Source organism: Tsuneonella sp. HG249 (assembly GCF_053819205.1).
In genome coordinates this window covers 37,187-57,779 of the sequence record NZ_JBSOQY010000005.1, presented here as the reverse complement: position 1 = coordinate 57,779, position 20,593 = coordinate 37,187, and the positions used below count along the sequence as shown (strand labels likewise).

The window sequence follows — 20,593 nt, the reverse complement described above, 5'->3', positions numbered from 1 at the left end:
GAAGCGACTTGCGACGAGCGATATGGCCAGTCAGTTTCAGTCTGAACGATGGCCTGCGAGGGGCTATGACTGAGCCTTGGCTACAATGCGATCGCTCACGTGTTGCCGAAACTGAACCTATTGTTTTATCGTGTTTTTCTTTCATTCACGCAGCTTAGGCTGCGTACGGTGTGCCCATTGTTCCCCATTGCGCCGCTAGTACCAGTGGCCGAAGACGTTGTGTTCTTAGGGGGCATTTCCCGACTCGCCTCCGGAGCGAGAGCAATCCCTCGCCGGCGAATGTCAGGCAGAAGGGATTGATGTTCGGTCTCTCCCCGACAAGAGATCGCACCTGCGAAAGAGGCGGCGGCAAAGGACCATGTGCGAAGCGGCTGGAACGGGGCTTGTCGTTTCGGCCCGCGCGCGCTGGTCCGACCCGCCGCCGGTTCGCAAGTGCGCGCGGGGCCCAGAACAAGAAGGTCGCGCCCTCAGGAGCGCATCGCCAGATGCGCGGGACAGAGCGCGTCCACAGCCCCGCTCCGCATCCCCGAACCATCGTCCGGCGAGCATGAAAAAGGGCGAAGAACCGTCGCCGGTTCCCGCCCTCTCTTCATCCTCAGAACTCGTCGAGCATTCCCCCGCGCACGGTGTGGACCACCCGGTTCGTCAGGTGCGCCGGCAGGGCGTTGTAGTCGCCCTCGTCGAGCGCGAAGTATCCCAGATCATCGTCCTCGACGATATGCTGATCGAAGTAGCTGTGCAGCGCGCGCCGTTCGGCAACCGCCAGTGCTTCGAAGTAGCGTTCCGCGTTCATTGCGATTGGAGCAAGTGAAGCCATGATATCCTCCTGATGTCTGTCCTTGAGACGACAGGAGTTCGACCGATGGTCTTGCGGATCCCGGGTCCAGGATCGCCCTCCGGGCGACCGCGTCAGCGGCGGTGGGGGCAACGATTTTGTCGGACCGCAGCGAAGCGAAGGGGAGGCAAAATGGTGGGGCCCCGCCGTCCTTGACGCGGGAGCCGCAAGTCCATCACCATGGACGATCCATGAGCCAGGACCATTCCCAACCTCTCGGATGAACCTATGGCCCATCGAGCAGCGCAAAAAGGCTCTTTCCTACACCCGGGTGACCCCGGCAGACTGGACCACGGAGGCATCGACGAGGGACGAGGAAAGGACCCCACGTATGCCCACGAAACGAAGCGCCATTGATGCGCTCCGGAAGCTCGAAGCCGACCGGCAGGCTCTCGACGAACGCCAGCGCGAACTGGAAGAGAAGGCCACCCTAGAGCTGGGGCAGCTGATCCTTGGATCAGGTGTCGAGGCGTTCTCGAGGAAAGGCCTCAGACAGGCCAGCGAGATGCTCGGCAAGCTCGGTGAAGCCGAAGCGCTCCGGCGGCTGGGAAGCGAACCGGCTGCATCCCGTCACAGCGGTACGCCCGCTGGCTCCTGAGCAACACGAGAAGGAGCCCTGCCGCGCATGCGGCAGAGCCCCTTCTCGGTCGCTGGTCAATCGATGATGTCAGTCGATCTCGGGCGCGTCGCGGTTGTCGCCGTCGCCATCCCTGGCGTTGCCGCGCGAGAGGAAGTCGACCTTGTCGGCAAGGATCTCGCAGCCGTAGCGCTTGACGCCTTCCTGGTCTTCCCACTGGGTGTAGTGAAGCCGGCCCTGGACCGAGACCAGCTGGCCCTTGGTGCAGAACTGCCCGACGGTCTTGGAGAGGCCGTTGAAGCAGGTCACGCGGTGGAATTCGCTGTCCTTGGCGGTGTAGCCGTTTTCATCCTTGTAGGTCTTGCCGCCCTTGTCGCGCGCGGGGCGGTCGGTGACGACGGTGATGCCGGTGACGGAGGTTCCGCCCTTGGTCTCGCGGGATTCGGGATCGCGGGCGAGACGGCCGGTCAGGATTACGAGATTGGTCATGTGACTGGTCCTTCGGTGTGCCAAACCGGAAACCATTTCCGGCTTGCGAACATCCAGAAGAAGCAGGGCATGGGAGGGCTGCACCGCAGGGCGCATAGCGCCCAAGGGAAACGCCTTTTCAAGGGGTGGTGCGGGCAGGCAGCGCAGCTGCCAACACGGCCCGAAGGCAAAGGCGTTGCCGGCCTCAGCTGACCTGATTCAGGACTGTTCGCGAAGAAGCCGGATTGGGTTCGGGTGGCCTGGCGAAGGCGCCCTGGACCCCGCTCTCCTATCCGCCCGGTCCCTCGCCCTCGCTGGCCGCCAGCAGGTCCATGAAATTGTGGGCCGCCTCCCGATCGTCAGCATTTTTGAACGCCGCCTCAAGGGCAGGCGCGGAGCCAAGCATGTAAAGCAGCGCCCACAGGGCAAAGCGCTTGCCGCGGTTCTTTTCGAGGCCGAGATCGACCTGACAGCGCTCCAAACCCGAGGCCAGCACGTCGGGACTTACCGCCGATCGATCGGTGGATGAGAAGTATCGTCGCAGCAGGTCGTCGAGGTCCATGACGAAGACATAGCGTCATTTCGCGGAGTCTGAAGCCGGGGCATTCGGGACAGCCATGTGAAGTGCACGATAAGGTTGGGGGATGGCCGGCGAGGCCGTGGTCGCTGGATGCGCGGCCTCGCCAAGGCTAACCAGTCACTAAGCGGCGAGACCCTGCTCCGGGACTATATGCCAGGCCTCATAACCGGACAGCAGTCGCCCGGCATCGTGCATCACAGCGTTGATCCAGTCCGGGCACCAGCTGTCGCAGAACTCGTCCTCTCTGCGAACCTCGGACCCGAACAGGCGCTCCAGCTTCCACAGGAGCGCGGAGCGATCCGGCGCGGGCATGAGAAGCAGGTCGCGCTCCCGATCGCACATCACGTTGCAAAGCCGCTCGACCTCGTCGCTCGCTGCGTCATACCCCAGTCGTTCCTGTGCGGCCCTGTGATCGAGCCAGGCCTTCCGGACTTCGGCGGCTTTGGTGCGGAACACAGCGGATACGTGATCGTCCCAGGCATGAAGGTCATTCGCAGGAACCTGATAACGCGCCGTCTGTCCGCTCTGCGCCACGATCTCGAACCAAAGGTCAGGCCGAGGAGAGATTCGGTCGAGTTCATCCGCAACCGGCTGCCAGACGGCTGTATCGAAGCGCTCGAAATCGGATCGTGCCGATTGGTAGGCCGAAATCGCGTCGTCCCAAAGGCGGGTGGCGGTCGGGCCGCGAACCACGGCGATTGTTGCATGCATATTCATTCAGTTTGCTCCTGTTTCCGGCGCTCCTGTGGTTGGCGCTGCGAAAGAGGAAATGAGGACGGCGGATTGCGATCGGGTTTCCGAAATGGCGCAACAGCGGGTGAATTGCCTCGCCTCCAGTCTTCCGGTGCGCACAAGGGACTCTTGCACGCCGAGGCTACTCCAAAGATGCGGGACACTCAGGCAGCGGTCTCCTAGCCGCCGCAGCGCATTCGAAGGGCGTGGCCTCAGCCAGCGCCAGGCTTGGTCCCCAGCGGGCCGCGGCGATCGACCACCGTGACGCGGCGTGCCTTGGCTTCGATGACGAGACGCTCGGTGACGCCATTGCCGGGAAAGGCGATCACGTAGCGCGGGGCCATCGCCAGCATCTGCTCGTTGCGCTTGAACCCGGCCCGGGCACCCAACCTGCGATCGAGACCGAAGGTCAGTTGCTGTACCTCGTGGCGTTCGGCCCAGGCGGCTGCAAGCCGATCGGCGCCCTTGCCGTCGCCGCCATGGACGAGGAGCATATCAGGCACCTGCTCGCGCACTCGGTCGAGCGTGGCCCAGATGTTGTTCGCATAGCTCGTCGCTTCGTCGGTCGTGGCGAAGCTGGCGCGGCCTCCGGCGAAGACCACGGCGGTGCCTTCGGGCGTGAGCGCGGCGCGCCGACGTTCTGAGCGGACCTTTAGGAAATCGCGCGCATCGATGACCGCAGAGGTGAGGTTCTTTCCGTGCGCTACGCGCGACCCCGTCATCGGCTTCCAGGATGCCCCGGTCTCTTCGCGGTAGAGCATCGCCGCGACCTCGCGCATGTGCTCGAAAGCGAGCATGCTGGCTTCGGCCGCCTGCGCACGCTCGACCTGCTCCTCGAGGTTGCTCGAGTGAACTTCCGAGCCATCGGCAGAGGCCAGCAGCGCACGGATCTCGTCGCTCGCGCGATCGACTTGCGCGGACTTCCGACTTGCTGCGCGGTGAAAGAGATTGACGAAGCCCCAGGCGACGTCCTCGGCATCGGCTTCGAGCGCGGTATCGGCGAACAGCGCGAACAGATCCGACCAGACGGCGGCGAGCGTCTGCTCGCTCGCTTCCTCGGCGGGGAAATCGGTTTCGTTGAAGGGTGCCGGCTGAATCGAAAGGCCGGCCAGATCGAGACCGGCAAGCTGGGCGGTGAAGCTGTCGTACATGGGTCATTTCCTCCTGAGCGAAGGCGACTGCCGCAGGGGAAGAGAGAAGTTTCCTGCGGCCTGTTCGCCGGGCCCCGAAGGGACCGGGCCAACGGGGCCGCCGCACCGCGTAGCGGGAAACCCCGCAAGGCAAGGCTGGCGCGGGCCACACGGGCCGCAGCCTTGCGCGGGTTGCGGCGGACCCGGACCGGTCCAGGGCCCGCACGAGCGAACAGGACAGGCAGGAAATCAGACTCCGGCAGGCCGCGCAAAGAGGGACCACGCGATTCGAGCTTCAGCCGAGCGAAGGCAGTCCGAACTGCTCGGCCGTGAAATCCAGCACCTCGCCCGAAGGAAACGCAGCCAGTGCAGTGAGGCGCCGGCCCTCCAGGCGCAGGTGCCAGCCGCGTCCGTGATCGGGCTCGGCCTTGGCAAAGCACGCGGGATCGAACAGCGCGAGATTGATCCCCTGCGGATCGCGTGCCGACGGCGAGCGGATCGCCTGCCCGCCGGCGGCACGAGCAGCCTCGGCGAGAGCCTGGCACGCGGAGTAGTCGACCTGATCGACCCAGCGTTTGCGGTCGCGCGACAGAGGCGGCCGCGTGGTGTCGAGCAGACGGGTGATGGAGACAGGAACGGAGAAGCTCAGATGCTCGCTGGTGCGGTTGCCCGGGACAAAACCCGGCGAGCGGCTGATGAAGCGGAGCCGCCAGTAGGCGGTTTCGGTGATCGCGGTCTGCTCGGCCTCGCTGGCGTAGAAGATGCCGGGTCGTTCGTTCGCGCGCCGAAAGCGGCTGGCCACGCTGTGGCCGTAGCGAAAGGGCGAGGCGAGAAGGTAGTGCAGGCCGCGCGCTGCCTGGGGCAGATCGGGTTTGGCCGCATCGGCGAGTTCCTCGAGCCGCTTCTGGTCGGCGAGAGTTGCGGCAAGGCGATTGGTCGAGATGCGATGCTGCGCCTCGACGACACGCCAGACGGTCCTGCGGTAACGGCGCAGCTCAGACGCGAGCGCGGTGGGCGTCCACATAGTCGCAAACCGTCATGAGACCCTTGAAGCTGTCGATCAGATCAAGCGGCCGCGCCTCGAGGTCAAGATTGGGAGTGGCGAGCCAGGCTCGCGCAGCCAGATCGTCGCTCCCGAGCAGCGCGTCGAGCGAGCGGAACAGGCGCAACAGAAACTGGCCGGCTTCGAACGACTTGCTGGCCGGATCGAGCTCGGATTTGCCCGCGCGCAAACGCGAGACGGTGGCCTGAGACAGCCCAAGAATCGATCCAAGCTTGGCATTGGTCAGACCCCAGAATTCCGCAATTCGGGAGATTGCGTTGGTCAGAACCTTGCCATCTCCCTCCTCGACTTCAGCGGCTCTCGTTGCCATCGGCGCATCCTTTCATATGCACAATATAGCACCTAGCTACTCACTTGAACAGGTCTGCGTTCAAAGATGGCCTCGCCATTCGAAAACCGCCCAATCATGCGGAGCTCGCCGAATTTCGCTTCGAACCGGCTCGCCACCTGCGAAAGCCAGCGCTGCGCCCGCCCGGATCGCGGGTGATAGGCATCGGCATCCCAGTAACCACCGTCGTCGCGCTCGGCGAGCCAGATGGCGACAAGGTCGCAGTAGGTGGAGATCCCGCAATCGGCAAAGGCGTTGCGTAGCAGGATTCGATCTTCGCGGCCGCGCCACCCGTTGCAGGCTTCAAGTGAGGGAAAGGTGATGCGTGCAGTTTCGGTCACCTCCTCTACCAGACACTCATATTCCCACTCCCAATCGTCCTCGTCGTCGATCTCCAGAGTGCGGAAGGCGACGATTGCGCCGGACGGATAGCTAACGGAACGTCCCATCATGCACCTCCCTCAAGCCGCTTCGGCGAGATCGGCTGCCGCAGCCTCGCTACCGGCACCCGAACGCCCTCCGAGCCTCAGGATGAGGCTCGCAGCCTCTTCTGCCTTCGCGGCTGCCGTGAGCATGGCTCGATCATCGGATTTCAGAAGCTCAAGCCATTGCGCGATGTAGCTCGCATGGTGGTCGAGATGCGTGACGGGAAGACCGAGCTCTGCGCCAAGGATCGCGGCGGACAGCTCCGCCACCAGTTCTTCGGCCGCGTAGGATTCGCTTCCGAAGCGGTTCTTGAGATCCCGACCCAGACGTGAACCATGCCCGGTCCAGTGCGAGAGTTCGTGCGCCAGCGTTGCATAGTAGTGGTCATAGCCGTCGAACAGCGCCGCCGTTGGCATCGTAATCCGATCCAGGACAGGCTCGTAGTAGGCTTCGGCCCCCTGATGCCGAAGGTCGGCGCCCACATCTGAAAAGAAGGTATCAAGCCGCTCTTCCCGCCCCGCAGGCTCGACCGGTTCGAGCGCGCGCTTCGCACGGTACATCTCGGGCAAACCATCGCACTGGTCGGCGTTGAAAACCGCGTAGGCCTTGAGAACGCGTCGCTTCTCGGTGCCTTCTTCACCATCATCGCCTTCGATCTGCTTGTCGTAGCTCTTGTAGAAGATCGCGATCGTCGATCTTTCGCTCTTGCGGACCTGCCCGCCGAGCTTCTGGCACTGCCGGTACGTCATCCAGTAGGGCGACAGAAAACCTGCAGCCTCGGCGATCATCCACAGCCAAAAGGTGTTCATGCCCCGGTAGGGCGTGCCGCAACTGCGCAGGGGTCGTGATACCGGAACCCCGCGCCATGGCTTTACCCATGGTCTGGTTCCTTGCTCGAGTTTCTCGATAATCACGGAGGTGATTTGTGCAGCAGGGGATTGCCCGCCGCTGCGGCGTTTGAACTTGGACATGAGGTGTCTCCCGATTGCCGGAACGAGATTGTCCCGTGGCAATCAGAAGAAGCCTTCTTTCCTCTCATCTGGACGTCGTGTCAGCTTTGCGCTCTGCGACGACTGCTGCGGAGAGCCTGTAGATCTCGCCCATGAGTCGCATAGGTGCGGCCGGCGTCTTCCGCCTCGAGCGGTGCGGCGCGGGGAATATCTGCTATCCAGCCCCGCAGCATCCGGACGGCGAACCGGATTGTTGGGCTTCCTGAATCGGCGGGCACGGAACATCTGCGAAGGAGCAGAAGACGCAACAATCGCCGGAGAGCGGTCTAAGCTTCACGCCGCAATGGTGACAGTCGTAAAAAAACCAGCAGGCATCGGTCGGCATCGTTTCGACTGAGGTGCCGCCGCACTTGGGACATGTGATGGTAGAGGTGGTCTGCATCACGCGCCGCCCAGCACGCGCATCAGCGGCTGCTCGATAAAACCCCACAACGCGCTGATAACGACGATCACCGTCGCACCCACGAGCATCGCCAGCGTGGCTCGACCTGGCGCCGGCACCGCGCAGTCCGCGTCAGCAGAGCAAGCGCGATGCTTGCGCAGGTAGAGCATCCAACCCGCAATGATCAGAACCGAGGCGATGATTGTCATCGGCCATCGGTAGGGGACGAATACAGCGAGACCGCCTGCTCCGAGCCCTAGTCCGGCGAGCGCGAGAGGCAGCACGCAGCACGCAGCAGCAGAGAACAGGGCGGTCAAGCTGGCCGCCGTTCCCACGGCAGCGACACCTCGCTCGGGTCCCTGCAATCGGATAACGGGAGGGGCACTTCGATCAGTCAGGTCTCGTCTCCAGCGCGATTCGGCGCTATGTGCCACCTGTAGTAGCTACAGGATCAAGGAGTTTATGCGTGGGCGGTCTTTCGATAGGCGAACTCGCCCGCCGCACAGGCGTGCATATCGAGACAATTCGCTACTTCGAAAAAGTTGGCCTGCTCGCCGAGCCCGATCGAACAGAAGGCGGCCACAGGGTCTTTACCGACCAGCATGTCAGGGCCCTGAGCTTTATAAAGCGGGCGAGGGAGCTTGGCTTCACGCCTGGCGAAGTGCGCGCCATCCTTGAACTGGGCGGCCCCGAAGAGGCGTGCTGCGATGAAGTTCGCGAAATCGCGGTTCATCATCTGGACCAGGTCAGGCGCAAAATGGCGGACCTCGAGCGACTGGAGCGGCTGCTCGCCTCGACGGTCGAGCGCTGTTCGGGTGGGCACGTGCCCGACTGTCCGGTCATCGACATGCTGGACGGCGTTGCCCCCTAGAGCATGTAGCCTACGTCCGATGCCCCGGTAGGATAAGCAAACATGGTGCTCTTCAGATCATCGGCGGTGAGATTGTGCCGGATAGCCAGGGCGAAGATGTTGATGACCTCGTCCGCGTGAGGACCGACGAGGTGCGCACCCAGAATTCGACCCGTGCCTTCCTCGACCAGCGTCTTGTATCCGTAAACCGGCTCGGCAAGCCGCCTCGCAGTGTACCAGCGCGAAGCACGCTCGCATTTCAACCGGAATTGCGCTCCCGATCTGCGCGCCTCCTCCTCGCCCATTCCCACAGCGGCAATGGGCGGCAGTGTAAAGGCGACACTCGGCACGCCACGATAGTCGGGCGTTCGCTGGTTGCCTCCGAGCAAGTTGTCCGCGACCACCTTCGCATCATGGCTCGAAACAGGCGTCAGCGGCGGTCCTTGCTGGGCAGCATCGCCGGCCGCATAAACTGTCGGATTGGTGACGCTCTGCAGGTACTCGTTGAGTTTGAGCCGACCTTGAGCGACAGCAACATCGGCTGCTTCGAGGTTCAGTCGGTCGAGAGCAGGGGCGCGGCCAGCGGCGTGGACGACCAGGTCGGCCTCCACCGTGATCCTGTCGTCGCGTCTTTCGCCATGCACGACAAATCCGCTGTCGTTGCGCTCGATCGCAACCACAGTCGTATCGGTCATGACTTGCACCCCGATACTGTCGAACGACTCCGTCAACCAGCCGACGAGCTCCGGCTCGAAATGCGTCAGCATGCGCGAACCGCGCTGGATCACCGTCACCTTAGCGCCAGCGCGTGCCGCAATGTTGGAAAACTCCGCTGCAATGTAGCCGCCGCCGACCAGGACGATCCGCCGTGGCAGTTGCTCCATGGCCAGGAAGAACTCGTTGTCGACCAGATGATCCTCACCTGCGATCCCGAGCGGCACGGGAGCGGCGCCGGAGGCGATCAGTACATGACGGCCGCTTAGCTCTGCTGCATCGACCTTGAGGGTGTTCGGGCCGGTGAACTGGGCCGCACCGTGCAAAGTGTCGATGCCCTTATTGCGGTAGCGGTGCTCGTGCTTCTCCGGCACGGGATCGGTAAAGGTGCGCTTGAAACCGATCAATTCCGGCCAGTCGATCCGCAAATCACCGTCGATGCCGTGTCCGCTCATCCGGCGCTCCGCATCGATGACCTCCGCTCCGGAGACGAGCATCTTCTTGGGATCGCAACCGCGCAAGGCGCAGGTGCCACCAAACGGCTTCTCGTCGACGACAGCAACCGTCCAGCCTGCATCGCGCACCCGCATCGCTGCGACCATTGCCGCCGTGCCCGTGCCGATGATGATCAAATCGTAGTGCATTTGCGCGCTCCTCAATAGGAGAACGATGCTGTAGTTGGTACGGGTTCCCCAAGAGGATCAAAGGCTGTCCACTGGGATGTGACCCCGCTGACAATCAATGCGCTCGTCGATTTCTGGTGACCTTGAAGGCCGGCGCGGCAATCAGTTTTGGATAAGGCGAATGAGGGTTCCGTCCGGATCGATCAGGGCTCCGATCAGGAGACCGCCATCTTCCTGCTGCGGGGGCTGAGCCCGGGGGTGACCCCAACATTGCTCTGGCACTCCAGCGTCTAAACAAACCGAGTAAAACGCGGCCACGTCATCAAGCCGAAGACAGCAACTGAACCAGCTTTCGGCTGGGTTCAGGTCTGGATGTGGGAAGAACTCCAGTATCATGCTGTCACGCTTCAAGATCATCCAGCCGTCATCCCGCCAGTCCTGCCCGAACCCCAACTTGGCGAAAAATTTTGAGGTGACCTCAAAATCCCTCGACGGCAGGTTGGCTGTAGCGTGATCGATCTCGCATCCCCTCGCTGCTCATCATGGAGCTCCAGGCAGACGTTCGCAACGGCGTTCCTGCTGAATATCTAGCGAAGACGTCTCATCCACTAGGTAGAACGACTGACGGTTCAGACTTGGCCAAAACGACTAAAGGCGGCCCGTCCGGAATGGACGGACCGCCGACCGCGCAAGCCGATCTGTCAGGAGGTTCAGGCAGCTTGCTCGGTCAATTCGTCGTTGGCGTCTTCCGACCGAACAGACATTTTATCGTTGCCGATGGGTACTTCCTTGGGAGTACCGAAACGCATGACGGCCGGAACCCAGGCCAACGCCTGCTCCTTGACGTCCGCCTCGCCGATGAACTCACCCGAGAAGATGCGTTCGGCAGCCGATGCGAGATCGGCCTTCTTGGAACCGGCATAGCGGCTGACAAGCTCGGGCCCCCCCACGGCATCGAAAGCTTCGAGGATGCGCGCTTTCGGCACCCGATCGAAGAAGTTCGCCGCCGTCGGCCTCCACCAGTGCGCCATCTCGATCTCGAGCAAGGCGCCCAGCGCATCGTGAAGAGGAAGTCCGCGATCGCCGTCGCTGTTGAGGCTGGCAATGAGCGTACGGGCGACCACGAAGCCGAGCCAGAGGCTGCGAGCCTCCTCGGGGAGTGTCCGAAAGGCAGCAAATCGCTCGATCTCCGAAGCGCCGGCGCGCCAGCTTTCGTCGAGCGAACCAGTGAACTCCGCCAGCGCCGCACTCGCCGGAGCATCCTTGGCTTCGAACCCGGGGACCGGGCCGCTCGCAGTGGGTCCGGAGACCGTGACCGCTCTTTTTGCGCGCCAGTCGTGACCATCGGCATCGGCGAGCGTGAAGATCATAAGGTCGAGCGCCAGGCCTGGGTCGTTGGCGAGATGGACAGCGAGGACATCGCGGCGCTGCATCGCCAGTTCATCGAGCAGTCGTTGCGAATAAACTGCACTCTTGCTCGACACCTGTTCCCGCTCGTCGACGGGCTCGATGATGCCCTCGTCCGGCTGCGTCACCTCGCTTGCCGTGTAGTACTGCGGAACAAGAGTAGGCTCGCCACCGCGCGACAAGACCAGGAAGGCTCCCGCTTCTTCCTTCAGATCGTCGGCAAGCATCGGCGGGCGATCGTTGAGCGCTCGCATGGCCCGGTCGATGCGGGCCAGTTGCTTTTCGGCTCTCGCGACCTCCTCCTCGCTGCTGTCCTCGTCCTCGAGGACTGCCGCTTCACGGTCGTAGTCTGCCTCGAGTACTGAAAGTTCCTCGGCTTCCGCTTCATTCAGCGGGGCGGGCTCGGCGGGAAGGCGACTGAGCCCCTCGATCAGATCGTGGCAGACATAAGCCCCGAGCGTCGGACGGACCCACGCAAGGCCGAGCTCGCCCGCTTTGATACTTGCTGCCTCCTCCATCTTCTTGTGAGCGAGATCTTCGAGAAGCGCGATATCGACCCAGCTCTCGCTGGCATCGTCGTCGAAAAGCTCGCGCTCGATCCGCCCGCCCGCTTCGAGATAGGCCTCGCGGCCAACCAAGATCGCGCGCGGATCGCTGCCGCGCACGGTCGCGTCCAGCACCATCCGTCGAATCGTATCGGGCGTAATCTGGTACCAGGCTTCCTGCAGGTCGGCGAAAACATGCGCTTGCCGCTCGGTGTCCGAGACCGCGCCATAGGCCTTGGCCATGTCGAGCGTGATCGCGCCTTCCGCCAGCGCTTCGAAGACGCACGGCGCAAGCGAAGCGAGCCGCAGTCGGCCCTCGACGAAGCGGACGGTCAGGCCGAAGCGCCGAGCGACGTCCTCGGTCGTGGCGCCCGCTTCGATGATCGCGGCGAAGGCCTGCGCTTCGTCAGCGGGATTCATGGCCAGGCGCTGGAAGTTCTCGGCCAGGCTCGCTTCGCGCACTTCGCGTTCGTCACCTTCGATGACGAGGCAGGTCACTTCGTGGGTTGTGGGGATTGCGCCGTCCTCGGCGAGCGACTGCAATGCGGCAAGCCGCCGGCCGCCGGCCTCGACTTCGAATTTGCCGCGCGCGGCCTTGCGCACGACGAGGTTCTGGAGAAGGCCGCGGGCCGCGATATCGGCCTTGAGCTGGGCATCGGCGGTGGCATCGCTCACCTTCCGGACGTTGCGCGGGCTCGGGGCGAGCTTCTTCAAGGGAATGGACTGGATCATCGATCGTCTCCTGATGGATTGAACGAACCGGTGCGGGTGCATCCCACAAGGTTCGCCAGTCCAAGGCACTCTCTTCTCTCTGCTGTGAGACGTCCTGCCGCTGATCAGGGGGCGAGCGCTTCAAGGATGGCCCGCCCATCGGCCACCGGCACGAACAGGCGCGTCCGGTAGCGGATGATCTCGGTGAAGCAGCCTTTGGCCTTGTACCAGTCGAGCCGATCGGGCGCGAAGCCAGTCAGCTCGATGCGCTGCTCACCACCGACAAGACTGCGCTTGACGATCAGCGGATCATGGCTCTGCAAGTTTTGTGCGGTGCCGCTCGACAGGACGAGAGCGGCCAGTTCACCGGGAGTGGGCAAGGCCGGGTTGCCGAGGCCAAAGGTCTGCGACACCTTGGCGATATCCGCGGCCACCACCTCGCGGCCGATGATGGAGGTCCCGTCGGCCGAGACGATACGGGTCACGCGCACGTGATCGCCGGGCAGGCGCTTCCAGACCGGGAGTAGCAGCCCGGTTGCAAGGTGCACCCGTTCGCGGACCGGCTCCTTGGCGGCTTCGATCTCTTCGGCGCGCCAGAGCCGTTCGAACGAAGCCGGATCGATGGCCTCCCAAGCGCTTTCGGCGAGCGCTTCGCGGGTCCAGTTGGCGGATTTGAGCGGACGCAGCAGACGCCGCCGCTCGATCACACTGCCGTCGTCGGCAATCAAACGGCGCGCAGGAACGCTGAGCGCCACGCGGCCGGAGCGTGCATTGTGCAGGGGTATGCCACTGGGCGAGCCAATGTCATGCAGTCGCGCGAGCCGCTCGAAGCGCAGCGGCCGCAAGTGCCGCTCGATCTCCAGCGAGAGGAGGCGGGTTTCAGCACCGGTGAGCGGGTCGCTGCGAAGGATCTGATCCGAAATTACTCGACAGCTGTCGACCTTGACCGTTTCGAGCCCGAGATCGAGTGTTCCCGCTTCGCGGGCGGCCTCCACGCGCGCTTCGATCAGAGCAAGATATTCGTCGAAGATCGCATTCTGCATCCCAATCGGCAGTGCGAGCACGCGGTTGAGCCAGCGTTGGATCGAGGGCAGGTCGTCTGTAAGACCGCCCTCGGGACCTTCGAGCCGTAGGCCGGTCTGGCGCACGAAATGGGCGAAACTCGTCGCCTCGAGCTTGCCGTCGTATAGCAGGTGGAACCAGCGGGTCAGCGCGTCTCTGGCGTAATCGCTTTCCAGATTATCGGCCGGATCGAACAGGTTCTGTCCACCCGTTTGCCGCTGTCCGCGGGTGAGCGCGCCGAGGCTGTCGAGCCGCCGCGCGATCGTCGAGATGAACCTCCGCTCACCCTTCACATCGGTGGTCACGGGACGAAACAGCGGCGCCGAAGCCTGGTTGGTGCGGTTGGTCCGCCCCAGGCCCTGGATCGCATTGTCGGCGCGCCACCCCGGCTCAAGCAGGAAATGCACGCGCCGCTGCCGGTTCTGGCAATTGAGGTCGGCGTGATAGGACCGGCCCGTCCCGCCGGCGTCGGAAAAGACAAGGATGCGCTTGGCGCCATCCATGAAGGCCTGAGCCTCGGCAACATTGGCAGACCCGCCGCGGCGTTCGAGCCGCTGCTGTCCGTCCCGCCCCAGGACCAGCCGTCTCGTCCTGCCCGTAACTTCGGCGACGATGCTGGTTCCGAAGTGTTCGATGATCGCATCGAGCGCGGTTGCGATCGGCGGCAGGGCGCAGAGCTGTTCGATCAGCGCATCGCGCGCGGCGACGGCGCGTGGACACATGACCGGATTGCCATCGTCGTTGCTCATCGGTTCGGAGCGCAGATTGCCGTCTTCGTCGGTGAAGATCTGCATCAGGCGAGTGGGGAAGCTCTTTGCGAGATAGTCGATGACATACTCGCGCGGCGAGAGGTCGATATCGAGCGCTTCGCGTTCCTCGGGAGTGAGATCGGCCAAGCGGCGGTCGAGCATCGCCTCGGCGGTCGAGACCAGCTGCACGACGACCGAGTGGCCGGTCGCGAGCGACTCCTCCATCGCGGGAACTAGGCTCGGGAGTTTCATTGAGAGCAGGAGCTGCGCAAAGAACCGCTGCTTGGTGCCTTCGAAAATGGACAGCGCAGCAGCCTTAGCGTTGCGGTTAAGTGTGTCGCCGCTGTCCTCATCGACTATCCGCGTCGCCTGAAGCGCCTCGTCGAGATTGCGATGAATGATTGCCCAGGCTTCGGCATAAGCATCGTAGATGGCGATCTGCGCATCGGTCAGACGGTGCTCGAGGATTTCGTACTCGACTCCCGCGAATGACAAAGCGCGGGAAAGGTAGAGGCCCTGAGCCTTTAGATCCCTGGCGACGAGCTCCATCGCCGCGACACCGCCTGCCCGGATTTCGGTCGTGAACGCCTCATGTGTCGGGAAAGCGGTTTCGGCCCCCCACAAGCCGAGGCGGGTCGCATATCCGAGGTTGGAAATGTCCGAAGCGCCGGTAGCCGAGGCGTAGAGGATCCGGGCGCGAGGAAGCCGGTTCTGCAGTCTTAGTCCAGCCATGCCCTGTTCGGAGCCTTTGGAAGCGCCGCGCGCATTACGGCTGCCTATGGCGTTGGCCATCGCGTGGGCCTCATCGAACGCGATCACGCCGTCGAAATCATCGCCAGTCCAAGCGAGGATCTGGTCAAGCCGCGTATCGTCTGCGCGACCCGAGCGAAGCGTCGGATAGGTAGTGAAGAGGATGCCCTGGGACCAACAAACCGGTACTCCCAGCTTCCAACTGGAGAGTGGCTGAATGTCGAGGCGCATGCCGCCGAGTGCTTCCCAGTCGCGGCGGGCATCCTCGAGCAGCGCCTCATTCTTGGTAATCCAGATGTGTCGGCGTTCGCCGTCAAGCCAGCGATCCATGATCACCGACGCAATCTGCCGCCCTTTTCCCGCTCCGGTGCCGTCGCCGAGAAAAAAGCCCTGGCGATAACGGGCTCCATCATCCGCCTGCTCGAGCGTGGTTCCTTCCTGAGTGGCTCGGAAGCGCCCTGGCAGATCGTGCGAAAACGCCTCGCAGGCATAGACGAGCGTTTCGAGTTGGGCTTCGGAAAGCAGTTCGCGTGTTCGCCAGTCGGCGGGCATCTTTGGGCGCACGGTGGGTTTCGGAGCCGCGACCGACCCCATCGCGATGGATTCCACAAGCGGCGTCGGATGGACGGGCGCGCCTCCGATCTGAACCCGGCTCGGGCGATAGGGAAGATAGATCCCTGTCTGCTCCGGGACGGGCGCGGGCTCATCGAGCGTCACATAGCCGAGCTCTTCGAACGGCTCGCCAGGTGCAGGGCGAGTTCCAAACGGAGCCGCGGGCCGGGCGTTCGCTGGCTTTCTCAAAGTGCCGGTCGCGGGCCGCGCGGTCAGCACGGGAATTTCCGGAGTATCGCGAGTGCGCGGCGGGAGTTGGCCGATCAGCGTTGCCAGATCGGACAAATCGTCCGCTTCCGCAGTGACCACCGGCTGGTCGACGACGGTTTTGTCGAACACCACCATGCGCACGGGAATGCCTGTGCCGTTCCTGCGAAACGCGCCGGTGATGCGCACATCGAGCCGCAGGCTGGCATCGCTCAACGAGCTGGCGAAGCGAGAAGCATCGAATCCTTCCGGCATGATCGCGACGAGCCGTGCGCCTCTCTTCGAGAGTCGGAGCGCGCTGCGAAGATGGCGCAACGCCGTTGCCGCACTGGCCCCGCGTTCGCGACTGCGCGCAAACGGCGGATTCATGAGGACGACGGTTGGCGGCCTGTGGGTCAGGAGATGTTCGATGACCTCACCGTCGTGAGCGGTCACTGCTGCGTCGGAAAACAGATGGGCAAGTGACTGTCGGCGAGCAGGATCGATCTCGTTGAGCGTGAGGTCGGAGCCTTGAATGGCCGGCCATAGGGCAAGTGCGCCGTTGCCGGCCGAAGGCTCGAGGGCATGATCGGATGAGCGAAGCTGAGCCGCTCGCGCCATGAGCCAGGACAGCATGGGCGAGGTCGAGAACTGCTGCAGCTCGATCTGACCTTCGCTACGCACATGGCGGGGAGGCAAGGCGGTTTCGAGCCATTCAAAGCGCGCGTCCGCTTCATGAATCGCGGTACCGAGCGTAATCCAGCCGTGAGACTTCAGCCACACGAGCGCGCCGATCTCGATCGCATCGTTGTAGTCGTCGATGGACCAACCCGTCCCCCAGGTCTGGATCCCGGTCTCTTCGGCAAAGAGCGCAGAAATGGAGCTACGCGTAAGATGGCAGCCGTCGGCCAGACGAGAGGCTATCCGTTCGCCGATCGTCACCGCCAAGGGCTGGGCACGAGGTTCAGCATCGGGTTCTAAAAGTTCGAACTGAAGCATTGTTGGTCCTCCTGATGGAGGCATCGGGCACGAAGCCTTCTGCCGATCACGAGGCCAAAGCTTTCTCTTCTCTACGAAGCCCGCTTGCGGGCGAGCCAGTTCACCAGTTCGTCGTTCCAGTCGGTGTCGCGCCTTGAAGGACGCCGGACATGGATGGTCCGGCCTTCGAGCGCATGGCTCTGGAGCGCGCGTTCCACCGCCACTTGGCCGCCTGCATCGTAATCGACAAAGAGATGGAGCTCGGTGACACTCTCGGGGATCGAGACGAGCGCAAAGCGCTCATTACCAAGCGTTGCCCAGCACGGGACGCCGGTGAGTGCGCGAGCTGAGAGCGCGCTTTCAACACCTTCGGCGATGCCCAGCACTCCATCGATCGCAGGGAACAGTCGCACGGCGGCTGATCGGAGCGCACCGAGTGCACGCTTCGGGCCGTCGAATGCAGCGAGGCTGGGCGCCTCCGCATCGAGAAATGTTCGGTGAATAGCGATTGGCCCTTCGTCGAGGCTGACGGCTGCAATCATTGCTGGAATGAATTGCGCGCGGCCTTTGGGCCCTAGAGGCGTTCGGGAGTTGAAGCGCAGCGCGGGCGAGACAGCCGTGATACCCCGCGCTTCGAGATAAGCTTTGGCCGGGCTGTCGTTCAGGGGCGAGGCGCCATGCCATGTCCGGAGCGCACCCCGCGAGGGCAACCGCTCAACCGTCGATTCTCCGGCATTCGGCGGAAGGCCGCCGAACAGCTGCGCGGGCGAAAGCCCCTCCCTTCTGAAAGCGTCAATCACGCTCGCTTGGTCGCACCCGGCAAAGCAATGGAACAGGATAGCACGTCGGCCCAGCGTGACGCCGAGCGAGGGAGTGCGATCATCGTGAGCCGGGCACCGGGCCATGCCCTTGGAACCGGACCAGCGCCCGCCGCGGCTTTTGCAGAGCTGGCGAGCAGTTGCTTCGAGGGATTGTGTGTTCTGACCTTCACTTCGGACCTGCATCGGAAGACTCCGTATCGTCTGCTCGCGTCCCCAGCGCTGCCTCTCCTCTTTGCGGTGTTTAATCGCTTTCCTACAGGTTGATGTTCTTTTTATGTTCTCTTGTGATTCGGAGTAATCGAGGAGAACGCGAAATGGTAAGCCGGTTCATTGCAGGCTTGATCTGTGCAGCGAGCCTGACGGCTGCCGAAGGAGCAATCGCTCAGGAATTTCGAATTTTCGATCACGACTATGGAGCGTCGGTTGGGCCCAGTGCGGAAAGCTTGGGCAGCGAAAGCAGTCCGCGCTCGACGGAAAGTACACTTGCGTTTCGCGCAGTCGTTTCCGGCTATCGGGAAGCGATCTACCTGCCGCTCATCCGCGACGCCGAGTTAAGGTATCGGCTACCGCCGCGGCTTCTTCAGGCTCTGATCTGGGCGGAGTCCCGGTTCAACCCGCTTGCGGTCAGTCCCGTAGGGGCGGCAGGTCTGGCCCAACTGATGCCGGCCACCGCCCGCGAACTCGGCGTCGCAAACCGGCATGATCCGAGGGAGAATATCGAGGGTGGTGCGCGCTACCTCAGGCAGATGCTAGATCGGTTCGGATCGGTACATCTCGCCCTTGCCGCATACAACGCTGGACCCGGCGCCGTGAGGAAGGCAGGCGGGATTCCAAGGAATCGCGAGACGCCGGGTTATGTGCGCAACGTTCTCGGTCGTTGGATGGCATACACAAATTAATCGACATGAATCGCAAACGCATCACCGGACGCCTTGAACACACTCCCCGCGGATTCGCGGTCATTACCGATGCAGGTGAACGTTGGATCCTCGAAGATTGCGCACCCGATAGCGCTCTTGTGGGTAACGACATCATTGCCGAAGGCGTAGTTTCAGGACTCGATCGGCTGCGGGCCGCCTGGATCGGTTCTCCGGCCCATTGACCTTTGCTCCCTGCTTAAACAGAAATCCGCCCAATCCCGCATCAGGTTCTTGCGCTTCGCGAAGAAATCGGTTCGCCGATACGCGGCTTCAACCTTGTTCGAAATTGTGTGGGCGAGAGCCGCCTCTGCCACTTCTCCCTGATAATCAGTTTCCTCGGCGACCCAATCGCGAAACGAGGAGCGAAAGCCGTGGACGGTGCAATCGAGATCCATGTCACGCACGATCTTCAGCAATGTCATGTCGGACATCGGAAGCTTCGGTCGTTGCCCAGGGAAGACAAGGTCGCTCGCCTCACAGCGGAATACCTGGGCTCTTTCAAGGACATCCAGGGCTTGGGGCGTAAGTGGAACATGATGCTCGCGGTTAATTTTCATGCGCTCGGCAGGAATCGTCCAAACCGCTGCCTTGAGATCGATCTCCGACCAACATGCCCCCCGCACCTCGCCCGAGCGCGAAGCGTTGAGGATCAGGTACTCCAAGGCCAAGCGGCCGATTGAGGTGCGGCTACGCAACTTCGCGAGAAACGCAGGGACCTCTTCAAAAGGCATCGCCGCAAAATGGCCCGACTTCCTGGGCTGCCTTGGCAATCCCTTCGCGATTGAGCGCATTGGTGCTTCGGTGGTCCGATAACCCTTCGCATAGGACCAGTCGAGGATCGTGCCTATTCGCTGCCGAACCCGGCGGGCGGTTTCCGGCTTAGCGAGCCAGATTGGTGCTAGAGCATCACGAATTGCGGGGCCTTCGATCTCAGAGACGAGCCGCTCGCCAATGTGAGGAAAGGCATACGTCTCTAACGTCGCAAGCCATTGGGCCTGATGTTTGCCGTTCTTCCAACTAGCCTTGTGCTCTTCGTGGACTTTAACTGCGGCGCTGCGGAAGGTGGGGATGACCTTCTTCTCCTTCTTGCGCTCGGCGATAACGTCGATCCCGGCCTTGGCCTGTCGGCGGACGTCCGCAGCGGTCTCGCGCGCCTCGCCCAATGAAATTTCAGGATAGGAGCCGATTCCTATATCCCTTCGGCGTCCAGCATTCTGCACGCGCACGATCCAGCTTGCCTTGCCGGACTGATTGAGGACGAGGATCAACCCGTTGCCGTCGGAATAGCGCCCGGCATCCTTGAGGTTTCTAAGCTTGACCGCGGTTAAGCTGCCCATGTGTCCGCCGAACTCCTTTCCCCACATTCTTCCCCACACCATGCGCGAGATGCAGGGAAACATATAGAGAACGACTGAGAAGACAGCAAGCCAGAAAATGGCGGAAATCTGCCGCTTTTGGAGACAATCCGGGAAGTATAGGGAATTGGTAGTTGGCGGAGAGGGTGGGATTCGAACCCACGGTACGGTTGCCCGCACACCGCATTTCGAGTGCGGCGCATTCGACCACTCTGCCACCTCTCCGCGAGGTCGTATGCCAAGGGACGCGGCGGTCCCGGCCGAAGCGAGGCGCCGCCTAGCCGAGGCATCCCGCCTTGCCAAGACCCGTTCGCGTTCATGGCGGTGGAACACTCTCGGCCGCTGGCTTGTTAGAGACTTACGAAAACCTATATTCTCGGGCACTATGGACCGCGCACAGTTCTTCTCTCCCCAGGCCGGACGCACAATCGAGGCGCCACTCAACACGAGCGCGCGCTTCGGAATCGGCGCCGTAGTGCGCCACCGAGTGTTTGATTTCCGGGGGGTGGTGTTCGATATCGACCCAGTCTTCGCCAACAGCGACGAATGGTACGAAGCGATTCCCGCGGCGGTGCGCCCGCACAAGGACCAGCCCTTCTACCACCTGCTGGCCGAGAACGGCGATTCGTCCTATGTGGCTTACGTCAGCCAGCAGAACCTGCTGCCCGACGCCGACAACGGCCCGGTCGATCACCCGCAGGTGCCCGAACTGTTCGACGACTTCGCCGAAGGGCGCTACCGCCTGCGCCGCGGGCTGACCCACTAGCTTTCACGATTTG

Annotated in this window: 22 protein-coding genes and 1 tRNA gene; 5 read left to right on the top strand and 18 right to left on the bottom strand. The window is 62.9% G+C overall.

Annotation, left to right across the window (positions count from 1 at the left end):
• Positions 1-595 precede the first annotated feature (595 nt).
• Entirely contained in the window at positions 596-817 is a 222-nt protein-coding gene (locus ACWPM1_RS14605) for a hypothetical protein (RefSeq protein WP_455695636.1), read from the bottom strand.
• Between the two features lie 238 nt (positions 818-1,055).
• On the opposite strand from ACWPM1_RS14605, the gene ACWPM1_RS14600 reads away from it, so the two are divergent.
• Positions 1,056-1,433, top strand: a complete 378-nt coding sequence (locus ACWPM1_RS14600; protein WP_235510493.1) for a DUF6437 family protein — start codon at positions 1,056-1,058, stop codon at positions 1,431-1,433.
• A 69-nt stretch (positions 1,434-1,502) separates the two neighbouring features.
• On the opposite strand, the gene ACWPM1_RS14595 is transcribed toward ACWPM1_RS14600, so the two are convergent.
• The 10 genes from ACWPM1_RS14595 to ACWPM1_RS14550 form a co-directional block, all read right to left on the bottom strand.
• A complete protein-coding gene (locus ACWPM1_RS14595; protein WP_455695635.1) occupies positions 1,503-1,901 on the bottom strand; it encodes a single-stranded DNA-binding protein in 399 nt (132 codons plus the stop codon).
• Between the two features lie 268 nt (positions 1,902-2,169).
• Positions 2,170-2,442, bottom strand: coding sequence for a hypothetical protein (locus tag ACWPM1_RS14590; protein WP_455695634.1), 273 nt, complete (start codon positions 2,440-2,442; stop codon positions 2,170-2,172).
• 138 nt (positions 2,443-2,580) lie between these two features.
• A complete protein-coding gene (locus ACWPM1_RS14585) occupies positions 2,581-3,177 on the bottom strand; it encodes a hypothetical protein (protein WP_455695633.1) in 597 nt (198 codons plus the stop codon).
• Between the two features lie 227 nt (positions 3,178-3,404).
• A complete protein-coding gene (locus tag ACWPM1_RS14580) occupies positions 3,405-4,343 on the bottom strand; it encodes a DUF2493 domain-containing protein (protein WP_455695632.1) in 939 nt (312 codons plus the stop codon).
• Positions 4,344-4,617: 274 nt separating this feature from the next.
• Complete coding sequence (locus ACWPM1_RS14575) at positions 4,618-5,346, bottom strand: RES family NAD+ phosphorylase (RefSeq protein WP_455695631.1); 729 nt, start codon at positions 5,344-5,346, stop codon at positions 4,618-4,620.
• Positions 5,318-5,695, bottom strand: a complete 378-nt coding sequence (locus ACWPM1_RS14570) for an antitoxin Xre/MbcA/ParS toxin-binding domain-containing protein (RefSeq protein WP_455695630.1) — start codon at positions 5,693-5,695, stop codon at positions 5,318-5,320. The genes ACWPM1_RS14575 and ACWPM1_RS14570 overlap by 29 nt, the downstream gene beginning before the upstream one ends.
• 32 nt (positions 5,696-5,727) lie before the next feature.
• Entirely contained in the window at positions 5,728-6,162 is a 435-nt protein-coding gene (locus ACWPM1_RS14565; RefSeq protein ID WP_057883714.1) for a hypothetical protein, read from the bottom strand.
• Between the two features lie 12 nt (positions 6,163-6,174).
• Complete coding sequence (locus tag ACWPM1_RS14560; RefSeq protein WP_455695629.1) at positions 6,175-7,110, bottom strand: ArdC family protein; 936 nt, start codon at positions 7,108-7,110, stop codon at positions 6,175-6,177.
• A gap of 193 nt (positions 7,111-7,303) precedes the next feature.
• Positions 7,304-7,531, bottom strand: a complete 228-nt coding sequence (locus tag ACWPM1_RS14555) for a GDCCVxC domain-containing (seleno)protein (protein WP_083495284.1) — start codon at positions 7,529-7,531, stop codon at positions 7,304-7,306.
• Positions 7,531-7,848: a hypothetical protein gene (locus ACWPM1_RS14550; RefSeq protein WP_455695628.1), complete on the bottom strand. Its 318-nt coding sequence runs from the start codon at positions 7,846-7,848 to the stop codon at positions 7,531-7,533. The genes ACWPM1_RS14555 and ACWPM1_RS14550 overlap by 1 nt, the downstream gene beginning before the upstream one ends.
• 149 nt (positions 7,849-7,997) lie before the next feature.
• Between ACWPM1_RS14550 and ACWPM1_RS14545 the strand changes: the two genes are divergently transcribed.
• The gene (locus ACWPM1_RS14545) at positions 7,998-8,402 is read left to right on the top strand and encodes a MerR family transcriptional regulator (RefSeq protein ID WP_057883273.1); all 405 of its coding nucleotides are present in this window, start codon (positions 7,998-8,000) and stop codon (positions 8,400-8,402) included.
• Here the strand turns inward: ACWPM1_RS14545 and ACWPM1_RS14540 are convergent.
• The 5 genes from ACWPM1_RS14540 to ACWPM1_RS14520 all read right to left on the bottom strand — a co-directional run bounded on the left by ACWPM1_RS14540 (position 8,399) and on the right by ACWPM1_RS14520 (position 17,623).
• Positions 8,399-9,739 carry a dihydrolipoyl dehydrogenase family protein gene (locus ACWPM1_RS14540; protein WP_057883272.1) on the bottom strand — a complete coding sequence of 447 codons (1,341 nt, stop codon included), beginning with the start codon at positions 9,737-9,739 and terminating at the stop codon, positions 8,399-8,401. The two genes, ACWPM1_RS14545 and ACWPM1_RS14540, sit on opposite strands and share 4 nt — an antisense overlap.
• A 141-nt stretch (positions 9,740-9,880) precedes the next feature.
• Positions 9,881-10,237, bottom strand: a complete 357-nt coding sequence (locus tag ACWPM1_RS14535; RefSeq protein WP_057883271.1) for a bleomycin resistance protein — start codon at positions 10,235-10,237, stop codon at positions 9,881-9,883.
• 191 nt (positions 10,238-10,428) lie between these two features.
• Complete coding sequence (locus tag ACWPM1_RS14530; protein WP_455695627.1) at positions 10,429-12,402, bottom strand: ParB/RepB/Spo0J family partition protein; 1,974 nt, start codon at positions 12,400-12,402, stop codon at positions 10,429-10,431.
• A gap of 104 nt (positions 12,403-12,506) precedes the next feature.
• Positions 12,507-16,739, bottom strand: coding sequence for a strawberry notch-like NTP hydrolase domain-containing protein (locus tag ACWPM1_RS14525; RefSeq protein WP_455695626.1), 4,233 nt, complete (start codon positions 16,737-16,739; stop codon positions 12,507-12,509).
• A 71-nt stretch (positions 16,740-16,810) separates the two neighbouring features.
• Entirely contained in the window at positions 16,811-17,623 is an 813-nt protein-coding gene (locus tag ACWPM1_RS14520) for a DUF7146 domain-containing protein (protein ID WP_123321790.1), read from the bottom strand.
• Positions 17,624-17,853: 230 nt separating this feature from the next.
• On the opposite strand from ACWPM1_RS14520, the gene ACWPM1_RS14515 reads away from it, so the two are divergent.
• Both ACWPM1_RS14515 and ACWPM1_RS14510 read left to right on the top strand, forming a co-directional pair.
• Positions 17,854-18,438 (top strand): lytic transglycosylase domain-containing protein, encoded by a 585-nt coding sequence (locus tag ACWPM1_RS14515; protein WP_455695624.1) that lies wholly within the window; start codon positions 17,854-17,856, stop codon positions 18,436-18,438.
• A gap of 5 nt (positions 18,439-18,443) precedes the next feature.
• Complete coding sequence (locus ACWPM1_RS14510) at positions 18,444-18,641, top strand: DUF5818 domain-containing protein (protein WP_235510491.1); 198 nt, start codon at positions 18,444-18,446, stop codon at positions 18,639-18,641.
• Here the strand turns inward: ACWPM1_RS14510 and ACWPM1_RS14505 are convergent.
• Together ACWPM1_RS14505 and ACWPM1_RS14500 are read right to left on the bottom strand one after the other, a co-directional pair.
• On the bottom strand, positions 18,591-19,796 hold the full coding sequence (locus ACWPM1_RS14505; protein ID WP_455695623.1) for a tyrosine-type recombinase/integrase: 1,206 nt from the start codon (positions 19,794-19,796) through the stop codon (positions 18,591-18,593). The genes ACWPM1_RS14510 and ACWPM1_RS14505 overlap by 51 nt on opposite strands.
• Positions 19,797-19,949: 153 nt before the next feature.
• Positions 19,950-20,039 (bottom strand) — tRNA-Ser (locus ACWPM1_RS14500).
• Positions 20,040-20,199: 160 nt separating this feature from the next.
• Here ACWPM1_RS14500 and hspQ point away from each other — a divergent pair.
• Entirely contained in the window at positions 20,200-20,580 is a 381-nt protein-coding gene (gene hspQ / locus ACWPM1_RS14495) for a heat shock protein HspQ (protein ID WP_455695622.1), read from the top strand.
• Positions 20,581-20,593: the final 13 nt, after the last annotated feature.

Excerpts from the sequence above, each read along its gene's own strand:
- ACWPM1_RS14605 (WP_455695636.1), bottom strand. The coding sequence starts at position 817 with ATGGCTTCACTTGCTCCAATCGCAATGAACGCGGAACGCTACTTCGAA.
- ACWPM1_RS14600 (WP_235510493.1), top strand. The coding sequence starts at position 1,056 with ATGAACCTATGGCCCATCGAGCAGCGCAAAAAGGCTCTTTCCTACACC.
- ACWPM1_RS14595 (WP_455695635.1), bottom strand. The coding sequence starts at position 1,901 with ATGACCAATCTCGTAATCCTGACCGGCCGTCTCGCCCGCGATCCCGAA.
- ACWPM1_RS14590 (WP_455695634.1), bottom strand. The coding sequence starts at position 2,442 with ATGGACCTCGACGACCTGCTGCGACGATACTTCTCATCCACCGATCGA.
- ACWPM1_RS14585 (WP_455695633.1), bottom strand. The coding sequence starts at position 3,177 with ATGAATATGCATGCAACAATCGCCGTGGTTCGCGGCCCGACCGCCACC.
- ACWPM1_RS14580 (WP_455695632.1), bottom strand. The coding sequence starts at position 4,343 with ATGTACGACAGCTTCACCGCCCAGCTTGCCGGTCTCGATCTGGCCGGC.
- ACWPM1_RS14575 (WP_455695631.1), bottom strand. The coding sequence starts at position 5,346 with ATGTGGACGCCCACCGCGCTCGCGTCTGAGCTGCGCCGTTACCGCAGG.
- ACWPM1_RS14570 (WP_455695630.1), bottom strand. The coding sequence starts at position 5,695 with ATGGCAACGAGAGCCGCTGAAGTCGAGGAGGGAGATGGCAAGGTTCTG.
- ACWPM1_RS14565 (WP_057883714.1), bottom strand. The coding sequence starts at position 6,162 with ATGGGACGTTCCGTTAGCTATCCGTCCGGCGCAATCGTCGCCTTCCGC.
- ACWPM1_RS14560 (WP_455695629.1), bottom strand. The coding sequence starts at position 7,110 with ATGTCCAAGTTCAAACGCCGCAGCGGCGGGCAATCCCCTGCTGCACAA.
- ACWPM1_RS14555 (WP_083495284.1), bottom strand. The coding sequence starts at position 7,531 with ATGCAGACCACCTCTACCATCACATGTCCCAAGTGCGGCGGCACCTCA.
- ACWPM1_RS14540 (WP_057883272.1), bottom strand. The coding sequence starts at position 9,739 with ATGCACTACGATTTGATCATCATCGGCACGGGCACGGCGGCAATGGTC.
- ACWPM1_RS14530 (WP_455695627.1), bottom strand. The coding sequence starts at position 12,402 with ATGATCCAGTCCATTCCCTTGAAGAAGCTCGCCCCGAGCCCGCGCAAC.
- ACWPM1_RS14525 (WP_455695626.1), bottom strand. The coding sequence starts at position 16,739 with ATGCTTCAGTTCGAACTTTTAGAACCCGATGCTGAACCTCGTGCCCAG.
- ACWPM1_RS14520 (WP_123321790.1), bottom strand. The coding sequence starts at position 17,623 with ATGGCCCGGTGCCCGGCTCACGATGATCGCACTCCCTCGCTCGGCGTC.
- ACWPM1_RS14515 (WP_455695624.1), top strand. The coding sequence starts at position 17,854 with ATGGTAAGCCGGTTCATTGCAGGCTTGATCTGTGCAGCGAGCCTGACG.
- ACWPM1_RS14510 (WP_235510491.1), top strand. The coding sequence starts at position 18,444 with ATGAATCGCAAACGCATCACCGGACGCCTTGAACACACTCCCCGCGGA.
- ACWPM1_RS14505 (WP_455695623.1), bottom strand. The coding sequence starts at position 19,796 with ATGGGCAGCTTAACCGCGGTCAAGCTTAGAAACCTCAAGGATGCCGGG.
- hspQ (WP_455695622.1), top strand. The coding sequence starts at position 20,200 with ATGGACCGCGCACAGTTCTTCTCTCCCCAGGCCGGACGCACAATCGAG.